Raw genomic sequence first — 22,780 nt, 5'->3', positions numbered from 1 at the left:
CTTAAAGAGCCAAATCTGCGTTGAGCACCAGCGCCAGCAGCGCCTGGCGGGCGAAGATGCCGTTGCCCGCCTGCTGGAAGTAGTAAGCGTGCGGCGTTTTATCCACGTCGGTGGCGATCTCGTCGATGCGCGGCAGCGGGTGCAGCACCTTGAGGTTGGCGCGCGCGCCGGCCAGATCCGCGGCGCGCAGCACGAACTGCGCCTTCACGTTGGCGTACTCGGACGGATCGAGGCGCTCTTTCTGCACCCGGGTCATATAGAGAATATCCAGCTCCGGCACCACTTCTTCAATGCTGCCGTGCAGGCTGTACTCGATGCCTTTCTCGTCCAGCATTTTCAGGATGTAGGCCGGCATCGCCAGCGCGTCCGGGGCGATGAAGTAGAAGCGGTTGCCTTCGAACTTGGCCAGCGCCTGAGTGAGCGAGTGCACGGTGCGGCCGTACTTCAGGTCGCCGACCATGGCGATGCTGAGGTTGCTCAGGCGGCCCTGGGTTTCCTGGATGGTGAACAGATCCAGCAGGGTCTGGGTCGGGTGCTGGTTGGCGCCGTCGCCGGCGTTGAGCACCGGCACGTTGCCGGAGAACTCCGAGGCCATGCGCGCCGCGCCTTCCTGCGGGTGGCGCATCACGATGGCGTCCACGTAGGTGCTGATCACCGAGATGGTGTCGGCCAGGGTTTCGCCTTTCTTGCCAAGCGAGGTGTTGCTGCCGTCGGCGAAACCGACCACCGAGGCGCCGAGGCGGTGCATCGAAGTTTCGAACGACAGGCGGGTACGGGTCGAGGCTTCAAAGAAGCAGCTGGCGATCACCTTGTGTTTCAACAGCTCCGGCTGCGGGTTGGCTTTCAGACCGGCGGCGGTGCGCAGCACCAGCTCCAGATCCTCGCGGCTGAGATCGTTAATAGAGATGATGTGTTTGTGATACAGCGGGTTGGCCATTTTTCACTCCTCCTCGACGCGTGCCCGTGGCGCGGGACTTTTTAAGGCAAAAAAAAGCCCCTCAATGAGGGGCTTGAAACGATCGGTTTAGCAACAGGAGAAACAACGGCAGCTGGCCGCCGATAGGCAGTCGGTTTTGTCGATTGCGGCTAACAAAACAAACGTCGTTTTTCATGCTTTCTCCTGGCAAATTGTGGCGCATTATACTCGCGCTTTTCGCCACTGCAAGCGTTAAAACGCCGTTTTTTGCCGCCCCGCAATCGATTGGCCGGCGATGGCCGCCCGCCGGCTATTTGCTGACGCGATCGTAGTAGACCATGTCGGCGTTCAGCCCTTGTTGATAGCCTTTGACGTTGTCGCGCAGCACCACTTCGGTTTTGGCCTGATCGATAAACACGTACGGCGAACTGCGCTGCAACTCCTGCTGCATGGCGGTGTACAGCGCGCGGCGCTTGGCCGGATCGGCTTCGGCCAGCGCCGCCAGCGTCTGCTGGTTCAACTGCGGGATCTGCCAGCCGTTCAGCCCGGCCACCGTGCTGCTCTTGCCGTCGTTGTAGGCGAAGGCGCTGGCGTTGGAGTGGGCGTCGAAGTAATCCGGGATCCACAGGCGGATCGCCGCCTGATGCTGCCTGGCGCGCACGCGGGAGTAAACCTGGCTGCCCGCGGCCGGCAGCAGCTCGATCTTCACGCCGGCGGCGGCGAAGCTGCTCTGCAGCGCCTGCGCGATGGTGATGAACGGCGGTTTGTTCTCCACGTCCAGCGTAAAGGCGGCGTGGGTGATGCCCGCCTTGGTCAGGATGGCTTTCGCCCTGGCCGGATCGTAGCTGAACGGGTTGGTCTCCAGCGCGCCAGGCAGCCCGACCGGCAGGAAGCTCTGGTGCACGAAGTATTGGCCCTTCAGCAGATCCTTCGTGATGCCCTGATAATCCACCAGATAGCGCGCCGCCTCCCAGAAGGCCGGGTTGCTCAGCAGCGGATTGGCGCCGTTGCCGGTGTTGAATACCAGGTAGTTTTGCTCGGCGGACGGGATCTCCAGCACCTTAACCCCCGGCTGGTTCTTCAGCGTGTCGGTCTGGTCGGCGCCCAGTTCGCGGGCGATATCGGCGTCGCCCTGCTGGAGCAGCAGGCGGCGGGTGGCCGGATCCGGCACGTTTTTAATGATGATGTTTTTCAGCTGCGGCTTGTCGCCCGGCGAGGTGGGGTTGGCGTCCAGCACGATCGCCTGATGCGGCTGATAGACGCGCATCTTGAACGGGCCGCTGCCGGCGGAGTGCATCTTCAGCCAGGCGTTGCCGAAGTCGCCGTCTTTGACGTTGGCCAGCGCCGCCTTGCTGTCGACGATCGAGGCGATCGGCGTCGAGAGGATATTCAGCGCCACCGCCGGGCTGACGTCCGCCGTCCAGCGCAGCTGCACGGTATGTTCGTCGATCTTCTTGAGCTGCGCGTCGATGTTGTCCGGCTGCCAACCGAGCACGTTGAGGATGAACGCCGGCGATTTGTTCATCTTGACCGCGCGGCTGTAGGAGAAGATCACGTCGTCGGCGGTCAGCGGGTTGCCGGAGGCGAACGCCGCCTGCGGCCGCAGTTTCACCGTCAGCGTTTTGGCCGCCGCATCGCTCTGCCAGCTTTCCGCCAGCACCGGCGCCACCTTGGCCGGATCGTCGCGATCCGCCTGCACCAGCCGCTGATACAGGCTGGGCACCGTCTGGATGCTGGAGAGTTCGTTGGCTTCCGCCGGATCGAGGCTGACGATGTCATCCAGCGATTGCACCACCACCAGCGTATTCGGCGGCGTGGCGGCTAACGCGGCGGCGGGCAGGGCGGCGAGCAGGAACAGCGGCAAGAGTTTGGCTTTCATCGGTGTATATCCCCTGAAGGCGCCGCAATGCGGCGCTGAGAACGGTTTGTTATCGTTGGTTTTTACGGCGCGGGCGCCGTCGGCCTGTCACGGTAAAACCTTTACCGGTGGTGGGCAAAGGTCAATGCGCTATTTGATATTCCTGGAATATATTAGCCGCCCTGGCCGGGGGCGCCAGGGCGGTGGAGGAGGATTGTCAGAGGGTTTCGCTCAGCGTGGCGACCAGCACCGCCTTGATGGTATGCAGCCGGTTTTCCGCCTGATCGAACACCACGCTGTGCGCCGACTCGAACACCTCGTCGGTCACTTCCATGCCGCCGTGCAGATCGTACTGTTGCGCCATCTGCTTGCCGAGCGTGGTTTGGTCGTCGTGGAACGCCGGCAGGCAGTGCAGGAACTTCACGTTTGGGTTGCCGGTCAGTTTCAGCATCGCCATGTTGACCTGATACGGCCGCAGCAGCGCAATACGCTCCTGCCAGGTCTCTTTCGGTTCGCCCATCGACACCCACACGTCGGTGTAGAGGAAGTCGGCGTCTTGCACCCCTTCGGCGATGTCTTCGGTCAGGGTGAGCTTCGCGCCGGTTTGCTGCGCCAGCGCCTGGCACTCGGCCACCAGCTCCGGCTGCGGCCAGCAGGCCTTCGGCGCCACCAGCCGCAGATCCATGCCCGCCAGCGCGGCGGCTTCCAGCAGCGTGTTGCCCATGTTGTTGCGTGCGTCGCCGACGTACGCCAGTTTCACCTCGCTCAGCGCCTTGCCCGGCAGATGCTCTTGCACGGTGAGCAGATCCGCCAGCAACTGAGTTGGGTGGAACTCGTCGGTCAGGCCGTTCCACACCGGCACGCCGGCGTGTTGTGCCAGGGTTTCCACCAGCGCCTGGCCGTAGCCGCGATACTGAATACCGTCGTACAGGCGGCCCAGCACCCGGGCGGTGTCTTTCATCGACTCTTTATGGCCGATCTGGCTGCCGCTTGGGCCGAGATAGGTCACCTGCGCGCCCTGATCGAATGCGGCAACTTCGAAAGAGCATCGCGTGCGGGTCGAGTCTTTTTCGAAGATGAGCGCAATGTTTTTGCCCTGCAGCCGGCGCTGTTCCCGCCCCTGCTTCTTGGCCTGTTTCAGATCGGCCGAAAGCTGCAGCAGCGCCTGCAGTTCGGCGGGGGTGAAATCCATTAACCTCAGAAAGTGACGTTGGTAGAACGCATTGCCGGTGCTCATAGTCCGATTCCCTGATTGTGTAATTGAATTAAAATTCACTTTATATGTATGAATATTCAATTTCAACCCCGGCGAGGAAATCTTTCACGTTTATCGTGGAAGCAATGTCGGCGGTGTGTGAAAATAGAAGGAATGAAGGCCATTTGACTTGAGGATATAGGCATGGCAAACCGCGAATTGCTGGAAGAACAACGTGAAGAGACCCGCCTGATCATCGAAGAGCTGCTGGAAGACGGCAGCGATCCGGACGCGCTCTACACCATCGAGCACCATCTGTCCGCCGAGAAATTTGAGGTTCTGGAGCAGGCCGCCGTTGAAGCCTTCAAGCTGGGCTACGAAGTGACCGACGCCGAAGAGCTGGAAGTGGAAGACGGTTCGCTGGTGATGTGCTGCGACGTGATCAGCGAAGTCGGCCTGAACGCCGAACTGATCGACGCCCAGGTCGAGCAGCTGGTGGCGCTGGCGGAACGCTGCGGCGTCAACTACGACGGCTGGGGCACCTACTTCGAAGATCCGAACGGTGAAGACGGTGAGGATGACGAAGACGGCGACTACATCGACGAAGACGACGACGGCAAACGCCACTAATTAACCCCGCTTATTCACATGGGCCGGCTCTCGTCGGCCCCTGATATCCCCGTCGTCTTTCAAGCTGCAGCGTTGTTGGCTGCACTCTCTCACCCCAGTCACTTACCTGAGTAAGCTCCTGGGGATGAGTGAGCTGGCCGCCTAGCTGCAACTTGAAATACATAGGGCAATGAAGCCGATGACATACCAATCCCTGTTAGCCCCGATTTTAAGCTTCCTGCACTGTGAAACCCCCGACGCCTGGATCGACGCCGCGCGCCGTCCGGAAAACCTGCAGCTATTGCTGACCGACCACCTGGTGTGCGAGCTGAAAGCCGCGCAGACCGGCATGTGGCTGATCCGCCGTTACGTGGCGGACAAAGAGAGCGGCGACGCGCTGTTGGCGCTACTGCGGCCCTACGAGGCGTTTCTGCACGAGGCGCAGGGTGCGCCGGACACGCTGTTCCGCCAGGGCCAGTTCACCCGCAAGATCCTGCCGAAAAACGGCTCGGCCTACGGCCAGGATCTGGCGGATCGCATGGTGCTGTTGATCAAGGAAGAGCTGCATCACTTCTCGCAGGTGCTGGAGATCATGCAGGCGCGCGGGATCCCGTATCGCAAGATCACCGCCAGCCGCTACGCCAAGGGCATGATCCGCGAGATCCGTACCCACGATCCGGCGACGTTGATCGACAAACTGATCTGTGGCGCCTACATCGAAGCGCGATCCTGCGAACGCTTCGCCAAGCTGGCGCCGCACCTGGACGATGAGCTGAACCGCTTTTACGTCTCGCTGCTGCGATCCGAAGCGCGCCATTATCAGGACTACCTGACATTGGCCGAGCAGATCGCCGGCGGCGACATCAGCGAACGGGTGGCGCATTTCGGCCGCCTCGAAGCTGAGCTGATTCTGTCGCCGGACAGCGAACTGCGCTTCCACAGCGGCGTGCCCGCCGCCTGAGGTTGAGGCGCGCCCTTACTGCGGTGCGCCCAGCAACAGATCCACCGCCTTTTCCGCCAGCATGATGGTCGGCGCATTGGTGTTGCCGCTGGTGAGCTGCGGCATCACCGAGCCGTCGATCACCCGCAGCCGTTCAAAACCGTGCACCCGCAGCTGCGGATCGGTCACCGCGTCCTGCGGCGACGGCCCCATGCGGCAACTGCCCACCGGGTGATACACCGTCTTGCAGAAGTTGCGCACGAACTCCTCCAGCTGCGCGTCGTCGCGTGCCCACTCCGGCTGCGGCATCAGCAGATCTTTGATCAGCGGCTTCAGCGCCGCGGTTTGCAGGAAATCCAGGCCGAACTTCACCGCGCGCACGCTGCCGGCCAGATCGTCCGGGTGGCCGAGGTAGTTGGCGTGCAGCTTGACCGGATCGCGCGGGTTGCTGCTGCGCAGCAGCACTTCGCCGCGCGCCTTCGGCTGCAGGTAACCGACCTTGAGCGTGAAGCCGTGAATGTTCGGCAGCGGCTCGCCGGGCACGTCGTCCCAGCTGTCCAGCAGCGGCAGGAAGTGGATCTGCACGTCCGGCCGGCCGTCGCCCTGGCTGTCGGTGAAGGCGGCGCCTTCCAGCACGTTGGACGAGAGTACCCCGCTGCGAAACGCCAGCCACTGCGCGCCGTGGCTCAGCGCCTGCAGGCCGCGATCGGCGCCGAACAGGCTGATCGGCTCGCGGGTGCTGACGTTGATCGACATGTGCAGGTGGTCGTGGAAGTTTTTGCCCACCGGCAGATCTGCCCGCACCTCGATGCCCAGCTGCTGCAGGTGGTCGCGCGGGCCGATGCCGGACAGCATCAGCAGCTTCGGCGATCCGACCGCGCCGGCGCTGACGATCACCTCTTTGGTGGCGCGGGCGGTCATTTCCGCGCCGCCGTTCTGGCTGTAAACCACGCCGGTGGCGACGTTGCCCTCGAAGGTCAGCCGATGCACCAGGGCGTTCAGTTTCACCACCAGCCGCCGTTCGTCGCGCACCGCCTTCAGGTAGGTGCGGGCGGTGCTGGCGCGCTCGCCGTTGTGGGTGGTGGTTTGGTAGAAGCCGACGCCGTGCTGGCTGTCGCCGTTGAAGTCGTTGCGATAGGGCAGGTTCAACTCCTGGCCAGCGCGGATAAACGCCATGCTCAGCGGATGGCGGTAGCGATTCTCGCTGACCGGCAGCAGCCCGTCGGCGCCGTGGTAGTCGTCGGACAGGCTTTCATTGGCCTCGGCGCGTTTGAAATAGGGCAGCACCTCCCGGTAGCTCCAGCCGGTGCAGCCGTAGCGTTCGGCCCAGTCGTCGTAGTCTTGCGGCTGGCCGCGCAGGTAGATCATGCCGTTCACCGAACTGCTGCCGCCCAGCACCTTGCCCTGCGCGATCTGCATGCGGCGGTTATTGGCGTGCGGTTCCGGCTCCGTCTCATAAGGCCAGCTCTTTTTGGCGATGATCTTGGCCACCCCGGCCGGCATCTTGATGAACAGGTTATTGTCGTCGCCGCCGGCTTCCAGCAGCAGCACCCGCGCCTGGGTGCGGCGGATCAGCTGCGCCGCCAGCACGCAGCCGGCGGAACCGGCGCCGACGATGATGTAATCAAAGGTATTTTCCGACATGACAGCTCTCCGTGCGCGATTGGGATACTGGCAGAGTAGCGCGGGGGAGCAAGCGGTCAATTTACGATCGTTAATTTATTAACGAACTTCACATTAAATTTACATCGCGGTTTTTAACGTCAGTTTATCTGCTTGAAAAGCAGTGTTATAGCGAGTTTTACTGATTGATTGCGATATTAATAAAAAAGGGCGCAGCCGGCTGCGCCCTGATGGAGAGGCGGGGGGCGATTACAGCGTTTTCAGCATGGTGACTTCGCAATCGACGTGGCCGGTGGCGCCCATCGCGTGGTCGATGTGTTCGAAGCCCAGGTGCTCGTACAGCGCAACGGCCTGCGTCAGGCTGGCGGTGGTCTCGAGATAACAACAGCGGAAGCCGTGCCGGCGGGCGAAATCCAGCGCCTGCAGCGCGAGGCGTTTCGCCAATCCCTTGCCGCGCAACACCGGCAGGAAATACATCTTCTGCAATTCGCAAATATCGTCTGCACCACCCTGCAGCGGCGCGATGCCGCCGCCGCCGGCGACCTGGCCGTCCACCTCGATCACCCAGTAAGCGCTGCGCGGCAGGCTGTAGAGTTGATACAGGGCGTCCAGATTGGGATCGGAGACGGTATAGCCTTTATCCGCCGTCAGGCCGTGCTCGGCGGAGACTTCGCGAATGACGTGAGCAATGGCGGCATTGTCTTCCGCCGTGATGGGGCGCACCAGCAGGCGCGCCGGGGTTGCTGTTGTCATGTTTACACTCGCCATTGAAAGAGACCACGTTCGTTTTTCGTTTTTATCGCAGCGCGAAACGCGCCGGAGGTTATTTCCCGGCGGCGTCCCTGCGGCAGTAATATCTTGTAATAACATCTAACCCGGCCCGGATGCAACGGCGATAAAAAAACAGCGGGGAAGACCCCGCTGTTTTTCAGGCGTTGGCGTGAGCCGGTGGATTACAGCGCGGCGATGGTCGCCTGCTGTTCCTGCAGCTTCACTTTGCCTTCTTTGCAGGCCGCCAGGCGATCGCGTTCTTTGGCGACCACCGCTTCCGGCGCGCGTGCCACGAAGCCTTCGTTCGCCAGCTTGCCTTCGATCGCGGCGATTTCCGCATCCAGCTTGCCCATCTCTTTGGCCAGACGCGCGATCTCGGCGTCCTTGTCGATGAAACCGGCCATCGGGATCAGCAGCTCGGCGCCGTCCACCAGCTTGGTGACGGAGACCGGGCCTTTCTCACCGGCCGGCAGCAGCGCGATGGATTCCAGGCGCGCCAGGCGGGCGATAAAGCTTTGGTTCTCCTGCACACGGCGCTGGGCGTCGGCGCTGCAGTTGCGCAGCAGCACGTCGAGCGCTTTGCTTGGCGCGATGTTCATCTCGGCGCGGATGTTGCGCACGGCGATGATGGTTTGCTTGATCCACTCCAGATCGTTCAGCGCCTGCTCGTCTTCCAGCGCGGCGTCGTAGGCCGGGAACGGCTGCAGCATGATGGTGTCTGCGGTCGTGCCGGTCAGCGGCTTCACGCGCTGCCAGATGGTTTCGGTGATGAACGGAATGATCGGGTGCGCCAGGCGCAGCAGCGCTTCCAGCACGGTGATCAGCGTGTGGCGGGTGCCGCGTTGTTCCGCTTCGCTGCCGTTGCTCACCACCGGCTTGGTCAGCTCCAGATACCAGTCGCAGAACTGGTTCCAGGTGAATTCGTACAGGATGTTGGCCGCCAGATCGAAGCGGTAGGTATCCAGCGCTTCGCGGTAGGCTTTCACCGTGCGGTTGAATTCGGCCAGGATCCAGCGATCCGCCAGCGACAGCACTTTCTCGCCGCCGTTGAAGCCGCAGTCGTGCGCTTCGGTGTTCATCAGCACGAAGCGGCTGGCGTTCCACAGCTTGTTACAGAAGTTGCGGTAGCCTTCCAGGCGCTTCATGTCCCAGTTGATGTCGCGGCCGGTCGAGGCCAGCGCCGCCAGGGTGAAGCGCAGGGCGTCGGTGCCGTGCGGCTCGATGCCGTTCGGGAACTGCTTCTCGGTGCGCTTGCGGATCTTCTCCGCCAGCTGCGGCTGCATCATGTTGCCGGTGCGTTTTTCCAGCAGATCTTCCAGCGAGATGCCGTCGACCATGTCCAGCGGATCGATTACGTTGCCTTTCGACTTGGACATCTTCTGGCCTTCGTCGTCGCGGATAAGACCGGTCATGTAGACGGTCTTGAACGGCACCTGCGGCTTGCCGTTTTCATCCTTGATGAAGTGCATGGTCAGCATGATCATGCGCGCGATCCAGAAGAAGATGATGTCGAAGCCGCTGACCATCACGCTGGTCGGGTGGAAGGTTTTCAGCGCGTCGGTCTGCTCCGGCCAGCCCAGGGTGGAGAAGGTCCACAGGCCGGACGAGAACCAGGTGTCCAGCACGTCTTCGTCCTGGGTCAGCACCACGTCGGCGCCCAGGTTGTTCTCGCTGCGCACTTCTTCTTCGCTGCGGCCCACGTAGACTTTGCCGTTCACGTCGTACCAGGCCGGGATGCGGTGGCCCCACCACAGCTGACGCGAGATGCACCAGTCCTGAATGTCGCGCATCCAGCTGAAGTACATGTTTTCGTACTGCTTCGGCACGAACTCGATTTGGCCCTGTTCGACCGCTTCCACCGCCACTTTGGCCAGCGGCGCGGTGCGCACGTACCATTGGTCGGTCAGCATCGGCTCGATCACCACGCCGCCGCGGTCGCCGTAAGGCACCGTCAGGTCGTGCGGTTTGATCTCGTCCAGCAGGCCCAGATTTTCGAAGGCGGCAACCACCGCTTTACGCGCCGCGAAGCGCTCCAGGCCGCGGAACTCGGCCGGGATCTCGTTGCAGTAGTCGGTGCAGACTTCGCCCAGGGTGTTGAACACTTCCGCTTCCTGACGGATGTCGCCGTCGAAGGTCAGAATGTTGATCATCGGCAGGCCGTGGCGTTTGCCGACTTCGTAGTCGTTGAAATCGTGCGCCGGGGTGATCTTCACGCAGCCGGTGCCTTTTTCCATATCGGCGTGTTCGTCGCCGACGATGCGGATGCGGCGGCCGACCAGCGGCAGAATGATCTCTTTGCCGATCAGATCCTTATAGCGTGGATCTTCCGGGTTGACCGCCACGCCGGTATCGCCCAGCACGGTTTCCGGACGGGTGGTGGCGACCACCAGGTAGTCTTTTCCCTCGGCGGTCTTCGCGCCGTCGGCCAGCGGGTAGCGCAGGTGCCACATGGAACCTTTGGATTCGCGGTTTTCCACTTCCAGATCGGAGATGGCGGTGCGCAGCTTCGGATCCCAGTTCACCAGGCGCTTGCCGCGGTAGATCAGATCTTCTTTGTGCAGACGGACAAACACTTCGCGCACCGCGTTCGACAGGCCTTCGTCCATGGTGAAGCGCTCGCGCTCCCAGTCCACGGAGTTGCCCAGACGGCGCATCTGGCGGGTGATGGTGCCGCCGGATTCCGCCTTCCACTGCCAGATCTTGTCGATGAACGCGTCACGGCCGTAGTCGTGGCGGGTTTTGCCTTCTTCTGCGGCGATCTTGCGCTCCACCACCATTTGGGTGGCGATGCCGGCGTGGTCGGTACCCGCCTGCCACAGGGTGTTTTTACCCTGCATGCGCTGATAGCGAATCATGGTGTCCATGATGGTCTGCTGGAACGCGTGGCCCATGTGCAGGCTGCCGGTGACGTTCGGCGGCGGGATCATGATGCAGAAGCTTTCCTGGCTGGTATCGCCGTTCGGCTTGAAGTAACCCTGATTCTCCCAGTGATCGTACAGCTTCTGTTCGATCTGTTTTGGGTCGTATGCGGTATCGAGCTGACTGTTTGTCTTTTCCATTCTTTATCGTATTCAGTGAGTTGGCGGCGTAGCCGTGGTCAAATGGAAGCCGACGCTGCGATAGGCCTTGTAACGGTCGCGCGCCAACTGTTTCAGAGTGTCTTCGTAAGGAACGAAGTCTACCACTTCATGGAAAGCGGTAGCAAAATCGGCAAACTGCGGCAGCAGGGCGATCAGCAGATCGCGCGGGGCGTTGCCGCGCTTGCCGGGCCAGCACAGTTCCACCGGCGCGCCGTAGTGCGGCCCTTCGCCGGCCAGGTTGTGCGGCACGAATTCATGCGGCTCGCGCTGCCACAGCGCTTCGTCCAGCCGCTGGGCCTGCTCCTGGCTCTCGCAGGCGATCAGCACCCGCTTGCCGGCGCGGAAGCCGTTGGCGGCAACGGCGCAGGCCACGGCCTCATGGGCGCTGAGCGCGCCTGACGGTTCCGCGTTGTCGAGCAAATAAAACGTCGCCTGTTTCATTAAGGATCCACCGCTGCCGATAAAAAAACAGGGCACAACATGTAGGTTGCGCCCTTTTTGGGAACGGAGCAGATAACTCTACCCCTTCGCTGCTGAGAGGATTATATACCCAATAGATTTCAAGTTGCAGCTAGGCGGCAAGTTCGTTCATCCCCAGGAGCTGACATCAAGTCAGTGACTGGGGTGAACGAATGCGGCCAACAACGCTGCGGCTTGAAAGATGAAGGGTATTTAATCGTCGCCGTTCAGGCCTGCACGGTTGAGCAAGAACTGCGACAGCAGCGCCACCGGGCGGCCGGTCGCGCCCTTGGCTTTACCGGAGCGCCAGGCGGTGCCGGCGATATCCAGGTGCGCCCAGGTGTACTTGCGGGTGAAGCGCGACAGGAAGCAGGCGGCGGTGATGGCGCCGCCAGGGCGGCCACCGATGTTCGCCATGTCGGCGAAGTTGGAGTCCAACTGCTCGTAGTACTCGTCGGCCATCGGCAGGCGCCAGGCGCGGTCGCCGGCCTGCTCGGAAGCGCCCAGCAGCTCGTGCGCCAGCGGGTTGTGGTTCGACATCAGGCCGGTGATGTGGTGGCCCAGGGCGATCACGCAGGCGCCGGTCAGGGTGGCGATGTCGATCACCAGCTCCGGCTCGAAGCGCTCGACGTAGGTCAGGGTGTCGCACAGCACCAGACGGCCTTCGGCGTCGGTGTTGAGCACCTCGACGGTCTGGCCGGACATGGTGGTCAGCACGTCGCCCGGACGGTACGCCCGGCCGCCCGGCATGTTTTCACAGCCGGCCAGCACGCCGATCACGTTCAGCGGCAGGTTCAGCTCCGCCACCACGCGCATCACGCCGTACACGGTCGCCGCGCCGCACATGTCGTATTTCATCTCGTCCATGCCGTCGGCCGGTTTGATCGAGATGCCGCCGGAGTCGAAGGTCAGCCCTTTGCCTACCAGCACGATCGGCTTAGCGTCCGGATTTGGGTTGCCCTTATATTCCATCACCGACATCAATGATTCGTTCTGCGAACCGGCGCCGACCGCCAGATAGGCGTTCATGCCCAGCTCTTTCATCTGCTGTTCGCCGATGACGCGGGTGGTGATGTTGGTGCTGAAGGCGTCCGCCAGCTGACGGGCCTGCGAGGCCAGGTAGCCGGCGTTACAGATGTTCGGCGGCATGTTGCCGAGATCTTTGGCCGCCTTGATGCCGGAAGCCACCGCCAGGCCGTGCTGAATCGCGCGCTCGCCGCTGGTGAGCTCACGGCGGGTCGGCACGTTGAACACCATTTTGCGCAGCGGACGACGCGGCTCCACCTTGTTGCTTTTCAGCTGATCGAAGGTGTAGAGCGTCTCTTTGGCGGTTTCTACCGCCTGACGCACTTTCCAGTAGGTGTTGCGGCCTTTCACGTGCAGTTCGGTCAGGAAGCAGACCGCTTCCATTGAGCCGGTGTCGTTGAGGGTATTGATGGTTTTCTGGATCACCTGCTTGTATTGGCGCTCATCGAGCTCGCGCTCTTTGCCGCAGCCGATCAGCAGGATGCGCTCGGAGAGAATGTTGGGCACATGGTGCAGTAGCAGCGTCTGCCCGACCTTGCCTTCCAGTTCGCCGCGGCGCAGCAATGCGCTGATATAACCATCACTGATTTTGTCGAGTTGTTCTGCGATAGGGGACAGGCGGCGCGGTTCGAAAACGCCGACTACAATACAGGCACTGCGCTGTTTTTCCGGGCTACCGCTTTTTACACTGAACTCCATGCACTCTCCTGAATCTTAAAGACAAAGGCGGACGCTACGGCTAGAATAATCGACTCCGTAACGATCTCCCGCCATTTGAGTTAACGGATTATGTTAACCTGAACGGCGTAAATTGCTCTGTTTTGGCGACTATAAGCAAGTTCCTATAGGACACCCAAACGGCTTGATGTTGTAATACTATTTTAGCTGTGAAGGTTGCCATATGATGAGAATAAATGGCGGATTAGCGATGAAATTATCGATTTTCCTGCAAAAAGACAAGTTTTCACAGGCGTAATAAGCGTGATCATCATAAGATATCTGGTACGGGAAACGCTCAAGAGCCAAATCGCCATCCTGTTCATCCTGCTTCTGATCTTCTTTTGTCAGAACCTGGTCAGGGTGTTGGGCGACGCGGTGGACGGCAATATCCCGACAAACTTAGTACTCTCTCTGCTCGCTCTGGGCGTGCCGAAGATGGCGCAGCTCATCCTGCCTTTGAGCCTGTTTCTCGGCTTGTTGATGACGCTTGGGCGGTTGTATACCGAGAGCGAAATCACCGTCATGCACGCCTGCGGGCTGGGCAAGCGCACCCTGATTATCGCCGCCATGATCCTGGCGCTGCTCACCTCTGCGGTCGCGGCGGTGAACGTATTTTGGGCCGGCCCCTGGGCCTCGCGCTATCAGGATGTGGTGGTGAACGAAGCCAAGGCCAACCCGAGCATCGCCGGGCTGGCGGAAGGGCAGTTCAAACCATCGCAAGACGGCAACGCGGTGCTGTTTATCGGCAACGTGAAGGGCAGCACCTTCAACGACGTGTTCCTGGCGCAGCTGCGGCCGAACGGCAACCAACGCCCGTCGGTGGTGGTGGCCGAGCACGGCAACATCGTGCAGCAGAAAGACGGCTCGCAGGTGGTGACGCTCGACAAGGGCACCCGTTTTGAAGGCACCGCGCTGCTGCGCGACTTCCGCATTACCGACTTCACCGACTACAAGGCGGTGATTGGCCACCGCACCGTGGCGGCGGACAACACCGAATCCGAACAGATGTCGATGCAGACGCTGTGGGAATCCGACGATCCGGACGCGCGCGCCGAGTTCCACTGGCGCCTGACGCTGGTGGTGTCGGTGGCGCTGATGGCGCTGCTGGTGGTGCCGCTCAGCGTGGTGAACCCGCGCCAGGGCCGCGTGCTGAGCATGCTGCCGGCCATCCTGCTGTATCTGATCTTCTTCCTGCTGCAGACCTCGCTGCGCTCCAACGCCGGCAAGGGCAAGCTGGATCCGATGCTGTGGCTGTGGCTGGTTAACGGCGTTTACTTCGCGATCGCGCTGGCGCTGAACCTGTGGGATACCGTGCCGATGCGCAAGCTGCGCGCACGCCTGAGAGGAGCGGCCTGATGTTTGGCGTATTAGACCGGTATATCGGTAAAACGATTTTCAACACCATCATCATGACGCTGTTCATGCTGGTGTCGCTGTCCGGCATCATCAAGTTCGTCGATCAGCTGCGCAAGGTCGGCCAGGGCGAATACACCGCGCTGAGCGCCGGCATGTATACCCTGCTGAGCGTGCCGAAAGACATCGAGATCTTCTTCCCGATGGCGGCGCTGCTCGGCGCGCTGCTCGGCCTGGGCCAACTGGCGACGCGCAGCGAACTGGTGGTGATGCAGGCTTCCGGCTTCACCCGCCTGCAGATCGCCGGCTCGGTGATGAAAACCGCCATTCCGCTGGTGCTGCTGACCATGGCGATCGGCGAGTGGGTGGCGCCGCAGGGCGAGCAGATGGCGCGCAACTACCGCGCCCAGCAGATGTACGGCGGCTCGCTGCTCTCCACCAAGAGCGGGCTGTGGGCAAAGGACGGCAACGACTTCATCTACATCGAGCGCGTCTCCGGCGATAAAGAACTCTCCGGCGTGAACATCTACCACTTCAACGATCAGCGTCGCCTGGAAACGGTGCGCTATGCGGCTACCGCCAGCTTCGAGAACGGCCTGTGGCAGCTTTCGCAGGTGGACACCTCGGATCTGACCAACCCGAAACAGGTGACCGGCACCCAGACGCTGACCGGCGAATGGAAAACCAACCTGACCCCGGACAAGCTGGGCGTGGTGGCGCTGGATCCGGATTCGCTCTCCATCAGCGGGCTGCACAACTACGTGAAGTACCTGAAGCAGAGCGGCCAGGAAGCCAGCCGTTACCAGCTCAACATGTGGAGCAAAATCTTCTCGCCGCTGTCGGTGGCGGTGATGATGTTGATGGCGCTGTCGTTCATCTTCGGCCCGCTGCGCAGCGTGCCGATGGGCATCCGCGTGGTGACCGGCATCAGCTTCGGCTTCCTGTTCTACGTGCTGGATCAGATTTTCGGCCCGCTGAGCCTGGTGTACAGCATGCCGCCGGTGCTGGGCGCGCTGCTGCCGAGCATGCTATTCCTGCTGATCAGCGTGTATATGCTGCTCAAACGCAAGTAGCGGGGCGAACGGTAGTGAAGAAAGGCGGCCGCGCCTTTTTTGTTGGGGGGGCATGCCCCCGCCTGCGGTTTTTGTCGTGTTATAGTCACTTCAGCGGCAGGTAGGGAGAGGGAGCAGGCAGCCAATGGAAGACGAATATAATCTCAGCAACATTATCGGCAAGCGCCTGGAAGCAGCACTAGGGGAGTTGGGCAATCTCCTGTGGGCGTATGTGGTGTTATCCAAAAAAGACATTGCCTGCATCTTTGGCGTCACCAACTACCCGAGTGAATGGGTAAAAAAGTATCAAGAGCAGGGATTGCAGTACATTGATCCGGTGGTGCTTACCGCCCGCAACCGCTTGACCCCCTTCGCCTGGGACGAGCAAATCATGGCGGACGCGGGGCTGCACTTTCCCGAACTGTTCGAACAGGCCCGCGAGTTTGGCGTGACGCACGGCTATACCTTCGTGTTGCACGATTACAACGACAATCTCGTCACGCTTTCCTTTGCCTTCAACCTTGAACAGAGAGCGGAAGCCATCCAGGCGCTCACCGAGCGTAAAGGCGATATTTCGGTATTGCTGGCCTCAATCCATGAGTCGTACCTGGCGCTCTCCCCACTGTCAGCAAAAAACGCCGCAGCGCTGGAGAGAAACGCCCGCTTTACCGACAGAGAAAACGAGATCCTCTATTGGGCCAGCGTGGGTAAAACCTACCAGGAAACGGCGATGATCCTGGGCATCAAGACCGGCACCATCAAGTTTCATATGTCCAACGTCGTCAAAAAGTTGGGGGTCACGAATGCCCGACATGCCGTGCGCCTGGGGATGGAGCTGCGGCTGATTAAACCGGTGGATGGATAGACTGCCAGCGCCCCGTGAATACTGCGCTGGCGGCAGCGCAAAGCTAAATAAGCCGGTAGACGTCTAGAGGTAAAAAGTATCGGCTAGCGAATAGAGCCTTTCGATTCGGGAAATGAGGGGCGTTAACCGGTATTGATTTGGCTCCGTGACGATTAACGTGAAGGCCGCAATAGCATACCGGCCCCGATCTCTGCGATATGAAATAATCACCACACTGAACTTATAAAGGTCTAGTAAGGGACTGTACTTTAGTCTAACTAGTTTCTCATCCCTTGAGTCGATACACTTTCCCAGTAATGTTTTGATAAAAAATACAAAAAAAACCTGACCGCGTAGGGCCAGGTTGCCAATATTGGCCAACACCAGGGAAAATTTTCTTGCACCATCTTAAAGCTATTAACTCCGCAGAGGCAAGCGATCTCAGCTGGTTTTTAGGCATTAACCAGCCATTTTGTTAGGTATGTGCGCTATTTTATGGTGATTTTAGTTCGAAGCCTATCCAACCGAAAATACCGTCTCTTTTTTGATGGCGTTATTCCTCTCTTTATATTTTCCGTCTGATATTTACCAATGAAAAAATAGTGTTCTCGGAATGTTACGCAACCTCATTCTTTATTGGCTGACACATTGTTATGCAATTATTTGCAGCGTTGTCATTGCGGCTGGGGATTATTTTGTTTTTGATAGGCGCTGGGTGAGGCCGTGGTTGATGGGAGAGGCTGGTGCTACCTTCCGCGTGGCGGGTTCCTGAACCTGTTTCGTTAGTTGGGCGAGCGGCTCTGGCTAGCGGGAGAGAGTGACGTACGGCACAGGAGCCATCATTGCTCTGTGCAACGACGTTGGAAACAGCAATCGGACGGCATTGCGTGAGTGTGGCGCTTTATCTTGGATGCTCGTTGCAACAGCCTGCTCACCATTAACAGGGTTGTGAAGGGCGTGGAGCGAGAAGACGGGGCGGGCAAACGCGCGTGGCGGCGGTTTTTTCGACACTTAACTCATTGAACAACGGATAAGTGTTGCGTGCTGGTCGCGGGAAGGTATAATTCACCCGTTTTCCGCATACTACTTCAGTGCCGAAGTGGCGAAATCGGTAGACGCAGTTGATTCAAAATCAACCGTAGAGATACGTGCCGGTTCGAGTCCGGCCTTCGGCACCATTCCACCTTCCGTAGTCGTCCGACGAAGTCCAAAAAATCCTTTAAAATCAATAATAGTAGCCTTTCTGGCGTCCGCCATTGTCCGAGACCGTCCGTTGAAATCCAGGGGGCACTGGGGGCATAATTGGGGGCATCTCCACTTCGATAGAAAATGTGCCCCCAAAATGAAGCTAAACGCCCGCCAGGTCGAGACCGCAAAGCCCAAAGATAAAACCTACAAAATGGCCGATGGCGGCGGTTTGTATCTCGAGGTTACGACGAAAGGTTCCAAGTATTGGCGAATGAAGTACCGCCGTCCTAACGATAAAAAAGAGGATCGGCTTGCTTTTGGTGTTTGGCCGACGGTCAGTCTTGCCGAGGCACGTGGCAAAAGGGACGAAGCCAAAAAGCTGTTGGTACAAGGATTGGATCCAAAAGCAGAAGAAAGGGAAGCTCAGGCTGAAACTGCGGGCGCATATACGTTCGAGACGATTGCCCGAGAATGGCATGGCAACAACAAACGCTGGAGTGAAGATCACCGGGCGAGAGTGCTTCGTTATTTGGAACTGTATATTTTCCCTCACATTGGTGCCGCTGATATTCGTGGGCTTAAAACCAGCCATCTTTTGGCACCGATTAAAGCTGTTGATGCCAGTGGCAAGCATGATGTTGCGCAGCGCTTACAGCAACGTGTTACGGCCATTATGCGTTATGCAGTTCAGAGCGATTACATTGATTCTAATCCTGCCAGCGACATGGTCGGAGCATTGGCAACAACCAAAGCTCGGCATTATCCGGCATTGCCGCCTCATCGTTTCCCTGAGTTTCTCGCACGGCTTGCAGCTTATCGGGGACGTCTCATGACACGCATCGCCGTAGAGCTTTCATTACTCACCTTTGTGCGTTCTAGTGAGCTGCGTTTCGCCCGCTGGGATGAGTTCGATTTTGATAAAGCTTGTTGGCGCATACCGGCACAGCGTGAAGAAATCAAAGGTGTACGCTACTCACACCGTGGCATGAAGATGAAAGAAGAGCATATCGTCCCGCTAAGCCGCCAAGCGTTGGTTTTGTTGGAGAAGCTAAGGACTTTGAGCGGAGAAAACAAGCGGTTGTTCCCTGGCGATCATGATCCCGATAAAGTCATGAGCGAAAATACTGTGAATAATGCACTACGTGCAATGGGCTACGACACCAAAACAGAAGTCTGTGGGCACGGTTTTAGGACGATGGCGCGCGGTGCTTTGGGAGAGTCCGGGTTGTGGAGCGATGATGCAATAGAACGTCAGCTAAGCCATTCTGAGCGTAATAATGTACGTGCAGCTTACATCCATACCTCTGAGCATTTGGATGAGTGTCGGTTGATGGTGCAATGGTGGGCGGATTACCTTGATGCTAATCATGATGAAGGTATCCTTGCGTATGAATATGCAAAACTTCATGCAAAGAGCGAGGCACTAACTTGATTTAGTTAGAAAATTATTTTTGTGACCAGCTTAACGTGATGCGGAAATAGTTTTGGTTAATAATTTTTTATATTGATTTTTAGTTAGTTATGTTATAGAACTCAATCAATCCTTTTAAATAGGCATTACAATAAATTGGAAAGTGCTTAAGGATAAAAGTAGGAAGAAGTATGGATTATCAAACTATTAGCAGGATATTTAGTCGGCCGGTCGTCTTGGAGCTTGCTCAGAAGAACAGGGCTGATTTATTTAAAGAAATTTTAAGGGGAAGTTATCCAGCTAGTATGTTGGAAGATAAGCCTATATTCTTTATCTATGATGAAATTTATCGGCTGTTGCAAAAAAAATATCGAAATGAGTATATTTATAAAAATGAAATTGCAAAGAAAATAATTAAAGGTTGTCATAGGTATAATAATGTTAGTTATGTAAATGAGTTCAAGGTAAATGGTTGCATTGCAGATGTTGCAATTTTTAATGGAACGTCAACTGCATATGAAATAAAAACAGAATTAGATTCTTTTGACCGTCTTCAAGAACAGTTAAGTGTATATAAAGAAGTTTTTGAATTCGTGCATCTGGTTATTCCAGCTCATAAACTTACTCAGGCATTAGACTTGGTTGATGAAAATACGGGGGTTATAATATTAAAGGAAAATAACGTTTTAAAATATGAAAGACTTGCCAAGTCAAATATGGATGTTCTATCTAAAGATAAAATATTTAATTGTTTTAGGCCTACAGAGTATATATCACTGCATGAAGATATAACTGGAAGTAAGCCTTTAGGGCGTGCAGCTGATGTTAAGCATGAATGTAGGCGTGTTTTCCTTGATCTGAACACTGAGCATGCACATGCTGAAATGTTAAAGATCTTGAGAAAGAGATCTCTCGAAAATTTCGAAAAAGAAAACTTCCGAGCTTTGCCTCAGTCGCTTTTGGCTACCCTTTTAAATTTGAGGTTAAACCATAAGTCTTTGATTAGTTTGAGAGAGAATATAAGAGAAACAATATGCTAAATGGAAAGGAGACGCAGCATGTATCATTGTTATCTAAGAGGAAAGCAATATGAGTTGCTAGCAGTTAGAGCAAGTCTTTCAAAGATGGTCCAAAAAGATATGGTTGCGATTATAGAGCCAGTAAGGGAAAGTGCTCGTGACCTATATAGTTGCCTTAGAGATGTCCATAAGGAACGTGCGAGAGTAATTTTAATAATAAATCCTAAATGTGGAGAGCTTGAAAATAACCATAGAGCCTTGGATGAATTACTCCAAGGAGCTATCGAATAGCTCCAGATATAGAGCTTGGTTTTATTGTTGATGATAAAACAAGTTCGACGGATTTAGCTGGTTTCTTTAGTTCCTACCCGCAAAACTTTAAATCCATAATTCATTATGGAAGTTATTCTAATGCTTCTCATTTGTTGAGCATTCAATTAAGTGAGCCATTGTTCCGCTCTAATATATTTATTGATGGAAAATGTGGTGGTCATTATATTTCTGTATTTAACTCGACAAACAAGGTTTTGATTATCGACGGGTTGAATAGGGCGTCAACAAATGCAGGGTATGCGAATAATATTGTTGAGTTTTTTTCTGATTTACACACAAATTATATTGCTAATGGTTTTCAAGGATTCGGTGATTTTTCTATCGTGGGTGATCATTTTGCTGAAGGAGGTGGGCAGGCCGTCACCGCAGCTATACATATCACATACGATAATTTGAATGTGCCGGAAATATTAATCCACCACTTTTTATCTGATCCAAGAATTGGATATGAAGATGTTGCAATTCTAATCGATGAAGCGCTGGAAAAATTAGATGATTTTGTCAAAAATACTAGGCCTGATATATTGGCATGGTCAACTGCTTGTAGTGAACTGATTTCCATATACAATACTCCTGGAAATAGTACGAATCTTGCCTATATTAAAAAATGTCTATAAAACATCACTTTGAACTAATGAATTATTTGCTGTGATTAAATTGGAGAGGTGCGAAAAGCACCTCTATATGATTTTATACGTGTCATTTTCTTGTTTTTTTACTCTATTCATCTTCCCCATTCATGCATCAAAAATAAGCGCACTCAGCGGCCTGTCACGGCACGATAGTGACTGCCCCTTGCTCAGTTAAATCTCAATAAATGGACGCCTCAACGAAGTGCTGACGCGTTAAACGAAAAGACGCTCAAACCTCTGCGCGCGCAATACTCCCCCCGCCTCGCCTGCGCACTTCATGTGTCGCTTTTCATGCAGTTGCATGAACGGCCGTAGGCCGCGCCAGTACTGGTGCGGCAGGGGATGAAAAGTGCATTTTCTTGCATGCAAAATCATGCACCCTATGCATGCACGCGCAATTTGAGGCTGGCTAGCCAGGAAAAAGGCTGTTTTGAGCAAGGCGAAAGGGGAATGCCCCACGATGCTGTCGAGAGCGGCGGGGCGGAGAATGCTTAGTGCAGGGTAGGATTGCTGTTGTAACGGCGATAGCGGTTCAACGTCCGTTTCTCCGGCGGTGGAAAGGCGTTCTCATCGACCGGCTGCGCTTGTATCGGCTGGCACAGGATTTTATCGACGCTTTCCACCGTCTTGAATGTGCAAGAACAGGTAAGGCTCTGACATTGGTAATACGCCTCTTTCGTCCGCTCCGTGATATAGCGACTGGTGCGGGTATAGGACGCATGAGTGCACAGCGGGCAGCGCATCATGATTTGGCCCCCTTCTGCTGCAAGCGTTGACGTTTTTCCTTCAGTTCTGAGATAGCCCGCATGCGCTTGGCAGGACTGCTTTGCAGTTCCGGCAATGCGCCGGTTTCTTGCGGTATCGTCAGACCAATCTCATTAAGCACCGGGCGGTCGATATTTTGCGTAGCCATGGTAGCGCGAATGCGGCCTTGTAGCGCGCCCAGTACCTGTTGCTCAATCATTCTCATCGAATTGTCCGCATAGACGCCGTAAGCCCGTGAAGCCAGTGCGCGCGCCTTGATAACGTCTGGGTAGATAAGCGCCTTGCTCAGCGCATCCACTGCCTGATGCATCGCGTGAGCTGCAAAGCTCGTGAGAGCGTCTTTATGCGTGTCGACCACCTTCTGGACTGTACCGCCGCAGCTGAGGTGAAGCTGCATTTTGCCCAGCTCCATCTCCTCAATCAGGCCGTCGAACTCCTTCGCCAGCTCCCGCTTGGAAATCCGACTGCGGTGCTGCGCTTGCAGTTCCGGCGTCATTTCCCCACGCAATTTGCGAAACAGGGTGCGCCACTGGCTTTCTGCCTCCTGGCTCTGCACTTCGGTGTCTTTCTTCTGTTGGTGGCAGCGAGCAATGCCTGTCACGACGTCGGTCAACGCCTGATAGTTTTTGTCGTGGGCGGCGCGAGCGTCACGCAGGGCTTGCAGTTTATCAGTGATGTATTTCGGTAAGGCGGCGCTGCTCATGGTCGTGTCTCCGGTGTCAGTCAATGTGAAGCTATTCTGCTGACCGCCGTACAACATCACCATTCATCCCGGTTTGGCCATCCGTGGGACAATAGTCCCAGAACTAACTGTAAAACTATCAATGAAGTTTTAGTTCTTATAAAAACTATTCTCTACTGTTCATCCAAATAAAAATATAGTTAAATTAGTAAATAAGAGAGTGAGCGGTTTCCTGTAAACGCTTATGCGGAAGGTTTTTGATCTATTACAGTACTGTATAGAACATGGCTGGCGCATTTTTCAA

At 56.8% G+C, this 22,780-nt stretch carries 19 protein-coding genes and 1 tRNA gene; 10 read left to right on the top strand and 10 right to left on the bottom strand.

The window, feature by feature from the left end; genetic code table 11:
• Position 1: 1 nt before the first annotated feature.
• The 3 genes from pyrB to argF form a co-directional block, all read right to left on the bottom strand.
• A complete protein-coding gene (pyrB, locus tag L085_RS01665; protein ID WP_019453297.1) occupies positions 2-937 on the bottom strand; it encodes an aspartate carbamoyltransferase in 936 nt (311 codons plus the stop codon).
• A 289-nt stretch (positions 938-1,226) separates the two neighbouring features.
• Positions 1,227-2,795, bottom strand: coding sequence for an ABC transporter substrate-binding protein (locus L085_RS01660; RefSeq protein ID WP_044029834.1), 1,569 nt, complete (start codon positions 2,793-2,795; stop codon positions 1,227-1,229).
• Between the two features lie 196 nt (positions 2,796-2,991).
• Entirely contained in the window at positions 2,992-4,011 is a 1,020-nt protein-coding gene (gene argF, locus L085_RS01655; RefSeq protein WP_044029833.1) for an ornithine carbamoyltransferase, read from the bottom strand.
• A gap of 162 nt (positions 4,012-4,173) precedes the next feature.
• On the opposite strand from argF, the gene rraB reads away from it, so the two are divergent.
• Complete coding sequence (gene rraB / locus L085_RS01650; RefSeq protein ID WP_004933365.1) at positions 4,174-4,599, top strand: ribonuclease E inhibitor RraB; 426 nt, start codon at positions 4,174-4,176, stop codon at positions 4,597-4,599.
• A gap of 178 nt (positions 4,600-4,777) precedes the next feature.
• On the top strand, positions 4,778-5,539 hold the full coding sequence (gene miaE, locus L085_RS01645; RefSeq protein WP_044029832.1) for a tRNA isopentenyl-2-thiomethyl-A-37 hydroxylase MiaE: 762 nt from the start codon (positions 4,778-4,780) through the stop codon (positions 5,537-5,539).
• A gap of 15 nt (positions 5,540-5,554) precedes the next feature.
• Here miaE and L085_RS01640 read toward each other — a convergent pair whose 3' ends face one another.
• The 5 genes from L085_RS01640 to pepA form a co-directional block, all read right to left on the bottom strand.
• Complete coding sequence (locus L085_RS01640; RefSeq protein WP_044029831.1) at positions 5,555-7,162, bottom strand: GMC family oxidoreductase N-terminal domain-containing protein; 1,608 nt, start codon at positions 7,160-7,162, stop codon at positions 5,555-5,557.
• Positions 7,163-7,390: 228 nt separating this feature from the next.
• Entirely contained in the window at positions 7,391-7,894 is a 504-nt protein-coding gene (locus L085_RS01635) for a GNAT family N-acetyltransferase (RefSeq protein ID WP_033636872.1), read from the bottom strand.
• Between the two features lie 200 nt (positions 7,895-8,094).
• Entirely contained in the window at positions 8,095-10,971 is a 2,877-nt protein-coding gene (locus L085_RS01630; RefSeq protein ID WP_044029830.1) for a valine--tRNA ligase, read from the bottom strand.
• Between the two features lie 12 nt (positions 10,972-10,983).
• Positions 10,984-11,433, bottom strand: a complete 450-nt coding sequence (locus tag L085_RS01625) for a DNA polymerase III subunit chi (protein ID WP_004933353.1) — start codon at positions 11,431-11,433, stop codon at positions 10,984-10,986.
• A gap of 231 nt (positions 11,434-11,664) precedes the next feature.
• On the bottom strand, positions 11,665-13,176 hold the full coding sequence (gene pepA / locus L085_RS01620) for a leucyl aminopeptidase (RefSeq protein ID WP_004933352.1): 1,512 nt from the start codon (positions 13,174-13,176) through the stop codon (positions 11,665-11,667).
• 282 nt (positions 13,177-13,458) lie between these two features.
• On the opposite strand from pepA, the gene lptF reads away from it, so the two are divergent.
• From lptF to L085_RS24970, 8 genes are all read left to right on the top strand, one after another.
• On the top strand, positions 13,459-14,553 hold the full coding sequence (gene lptF, locus L085_RS01615) for an LPS export ABC transporter permease LptF (protein WP_044029829.1): 1,095 nt from the start codon (positions 13,459-13,461) through the stop codon (positions 14,551-14,553).
• Complete coding sequence (lptG, locus tag L085_RS01610) at positions 14,553-15,623, top strand: LPS export ABC transporter permease LptG (RefSeq protein WP_004933350.1); 1,071 nt, start codon at positions 14,553-14,555, stop codon at positions 15,621-15,623. Before lptF ends, lptG begins: the two co-directional genes overlap by 1 nt.
• 124 nt (positions 15,624-15,747) lie before the next feature.
• A complete protein-coding gene (locus L085_RS01605; RefSeq protein ID WP_044029828.1) occupies positions 15,748-16,467 on the top strand; it encodes a LuxR family transcriptional regulator in 720 nt (239 codons plus the stop codon).
• Between the two features lie 1,072 nt (positions 16,468-17,539).
• Positions 17,540-17,624, top strand: a tRNA-Leu gene (locus L085_RS01595).
• A 164-nt stretch (positions 17,625-17,788) separates the two neighbouring features.
• Positions 17,789-19,066 carry an integrase arm-type DNA-binding domain-containing protein gene (locus tag L085_RS01590; RefSeq protein WP_044029826.1) on the top strand — a complete coding sequence of 426 codons (1,278 nt, stop codon included), beginning with the start codon at positions 17,789-17,791 and terminating at the stop codon, positions 19,064-19,066.
• Between the two features lie 170 nt (positions 19,067-19,236).
• Positions 19,237-20,085 carry a sce7726 family protein gene (locus L085_RS01585; protein WP_044029825.1) on the top strand — a complete coding sequence of 283 codons (849 nt, stop codon included), beginning with the start codon at positions 19,237-19,239 and terminating at the stop codon, positions 20,083-20,085.
• 18 nt (positions 20,086-20,103) lie between these two features.
• On the top strand, positions 20,104-20,355 hold the full coding sequence (locus L085_RS25840; protein ID WP_255347234.1) for a sce7725 family protein: 252 nt from the start codon (positions 20,104-20,106) through the stop codon (positions 20,353-20,355).
• Positions 20,331-21,014, top strand: coding sequence for a sce7725 family protein (locus L085_RS24970; RefSeq protein WP_343309676.1), 684 nt, complete (start codon positions 20,331-20,333; stop codon positions 21,012-21,014). The genes L085_RS25840 and L085_RS24970 overlap by 25 nt, the downstream gene beginning before the upstream one ends.
• A 506-nt stretch (positions 21,015-21,520) precedes the next feature.
• On the opposite strand, the gene L085_RS01580 is transcribed toward L085_RS24970, so the two are convergent.
• Positions 21,521-21,775 (bottom strand): ogr/Delta-like zinc finger family protein, encoded by a 255-nt coding sequence (locus tag L085_RS01580; protein WP_044029824.1) that lies wholly within the window; start codon positions 21,773-21,775, stop codon positions 21,521-21,523.
• On the bottom strand, positions 21,772-22,497 hold the full coding sequence (locus tag L085_RS01575) for a hypothetical protein (RefSeq protein ID WP_044031911.1): 726 nt from the start codon (positions 22,495-22,497) through the stop codon (positions 21,772-21,774). Before L085_RS01575 ends, L085_RS01580 begins: the two co-directional genes overlap by 4 nt.
• Positions 22,498-22,780: the final 283 nt, after the last annotated feature.

The sequence above is a fragment of the Serratia sp. FS14 genome, assembly GCF_000695995.1.
GTDB classification, from domain to species: Bacteria; Pseudomonadota; Gammaproteobacteria; order Enterobacterales; family Enterobacteriaceae; genus Serratia; species Serratia nematodiphila.
The sequence above is the reverse complement of the archived record's forward strand: the minus strand, read 5'-3'. Positions and strand labels throughout refer to the sequence as shown.

Bases quoted from the DNA above. Each gene is read 5' to 3' on its own strand.
- pyrB (WP_019453297.1), bottom strand. From the start codon at position 937: ATGGCCAACCCGCTGTATCACAAACACATCATCTCTATTAACGATCTC.
- L085_RS01660 (WP_044029834.1), bottom strand. From the start codon at position 2,795: ATGAAAGCCAAACTCTTGCCGCTGTTCCTGCTCGCCGCCCTGCCCGCC.
- argF (WP_044029833.1), bottom strand. From the start codon at position 4,011: ATGAGCACCGGCAATGCGTTCTACCAACGTCACTTTCTGAGGTTAATG.
- rraB (WP_004933365.1), top strand. From the start codon at position 4,174: ATGGCAAACCGCGAATTGCTGGAAGAACAACGTGAAGAGACCCGCCTG.
- miaE (WP_044029832.1), top strand. From the start codon at position 4,778: ATGACATACCAATCCCTGTTAGCCCCGATTTTAAGCTTCCTGCACTGT.
- L085_RS01640 (WP_044029831.1), bottom strand. From the start codon at position 7,162: ATGTCGGAAAATACCTTTGATTACATCATCGTCGGCGCCGGTTCCGCC.
- L085_RS01635 (WP_033636872.1), bottom strand. From the start codon at position 7,894: ATGACAACAGCAACCCCGGCGCGCCTGCTGGTGCGCCCCATCACGGCG.
- L085_RS01630 (WP_044029830.1), bottom strand. From the start codon at position 10,971: ATGGAAAAGACAAACAGTCAGCTCGATACCGCATACGACCCAAAACAG.
- L085_RS01625 (WP_004933353.1), bottom strand. From the start codon at position 11,433: ATGAAACAGGCGACGTTTTATTTGCTCGACAACGCGGAACCGTCAGGC.
- pepA (WP_004933352.1), bottom strand. From the start codon at position 13,176: ATGGAGTTCAGTGTAAAAAGCGGTAGCCCGGAAAAACAGCGCAGTGCC.
- lptG (WP_004933350.1), top strand. From the start codon at position 14,553: ATGTTTGGCGTATTAGACCGGTATATCGGTAAAACGATTTTCAACACC.
- L085_RS01605 (WP_044029828.1), top strand. From the start codon at position 15,748: ATGGAAGACGAATATAATCTCAGCAACATTATCGGCAAGCGCCTGGAA.
- L085_RS01590 (WP_044029826.1), top strand. From the start codon at position 17,789: ATGAAGCTAAACGCCCGCCAGGTCGAGACCGCAAAGCCCAAAGATAAA.
- L085_RS01585 (WP_044029825.1), top strand. From the start codon at position 19,237: ATGGATTATCAAACTATTAGCAGGATATTTAGTCGGCCGGTCGTCTTG.
- L085_RS25840 (WP_255347234.1), top strand. From the start codon at position 20,104: ATGTATCATTGTTATCTAAGAGGAAAGCAATATGAGTTGCTAGCAGTT.
- L085_RS01580 (WP_044029824.1), bottom strand. From the start codon at position 21,775: ATGATGCGCTGCCCGCTGTGCACTCATGCGTCCTATACCCGCACCAGT.
- L085_RS01575 (WP_044031911.1), bottom strand. From the start codon at position 22,497: ATGAGCAGCGCCGCCTTACCGAAATACATCACTGATAAACTGCAAGCC.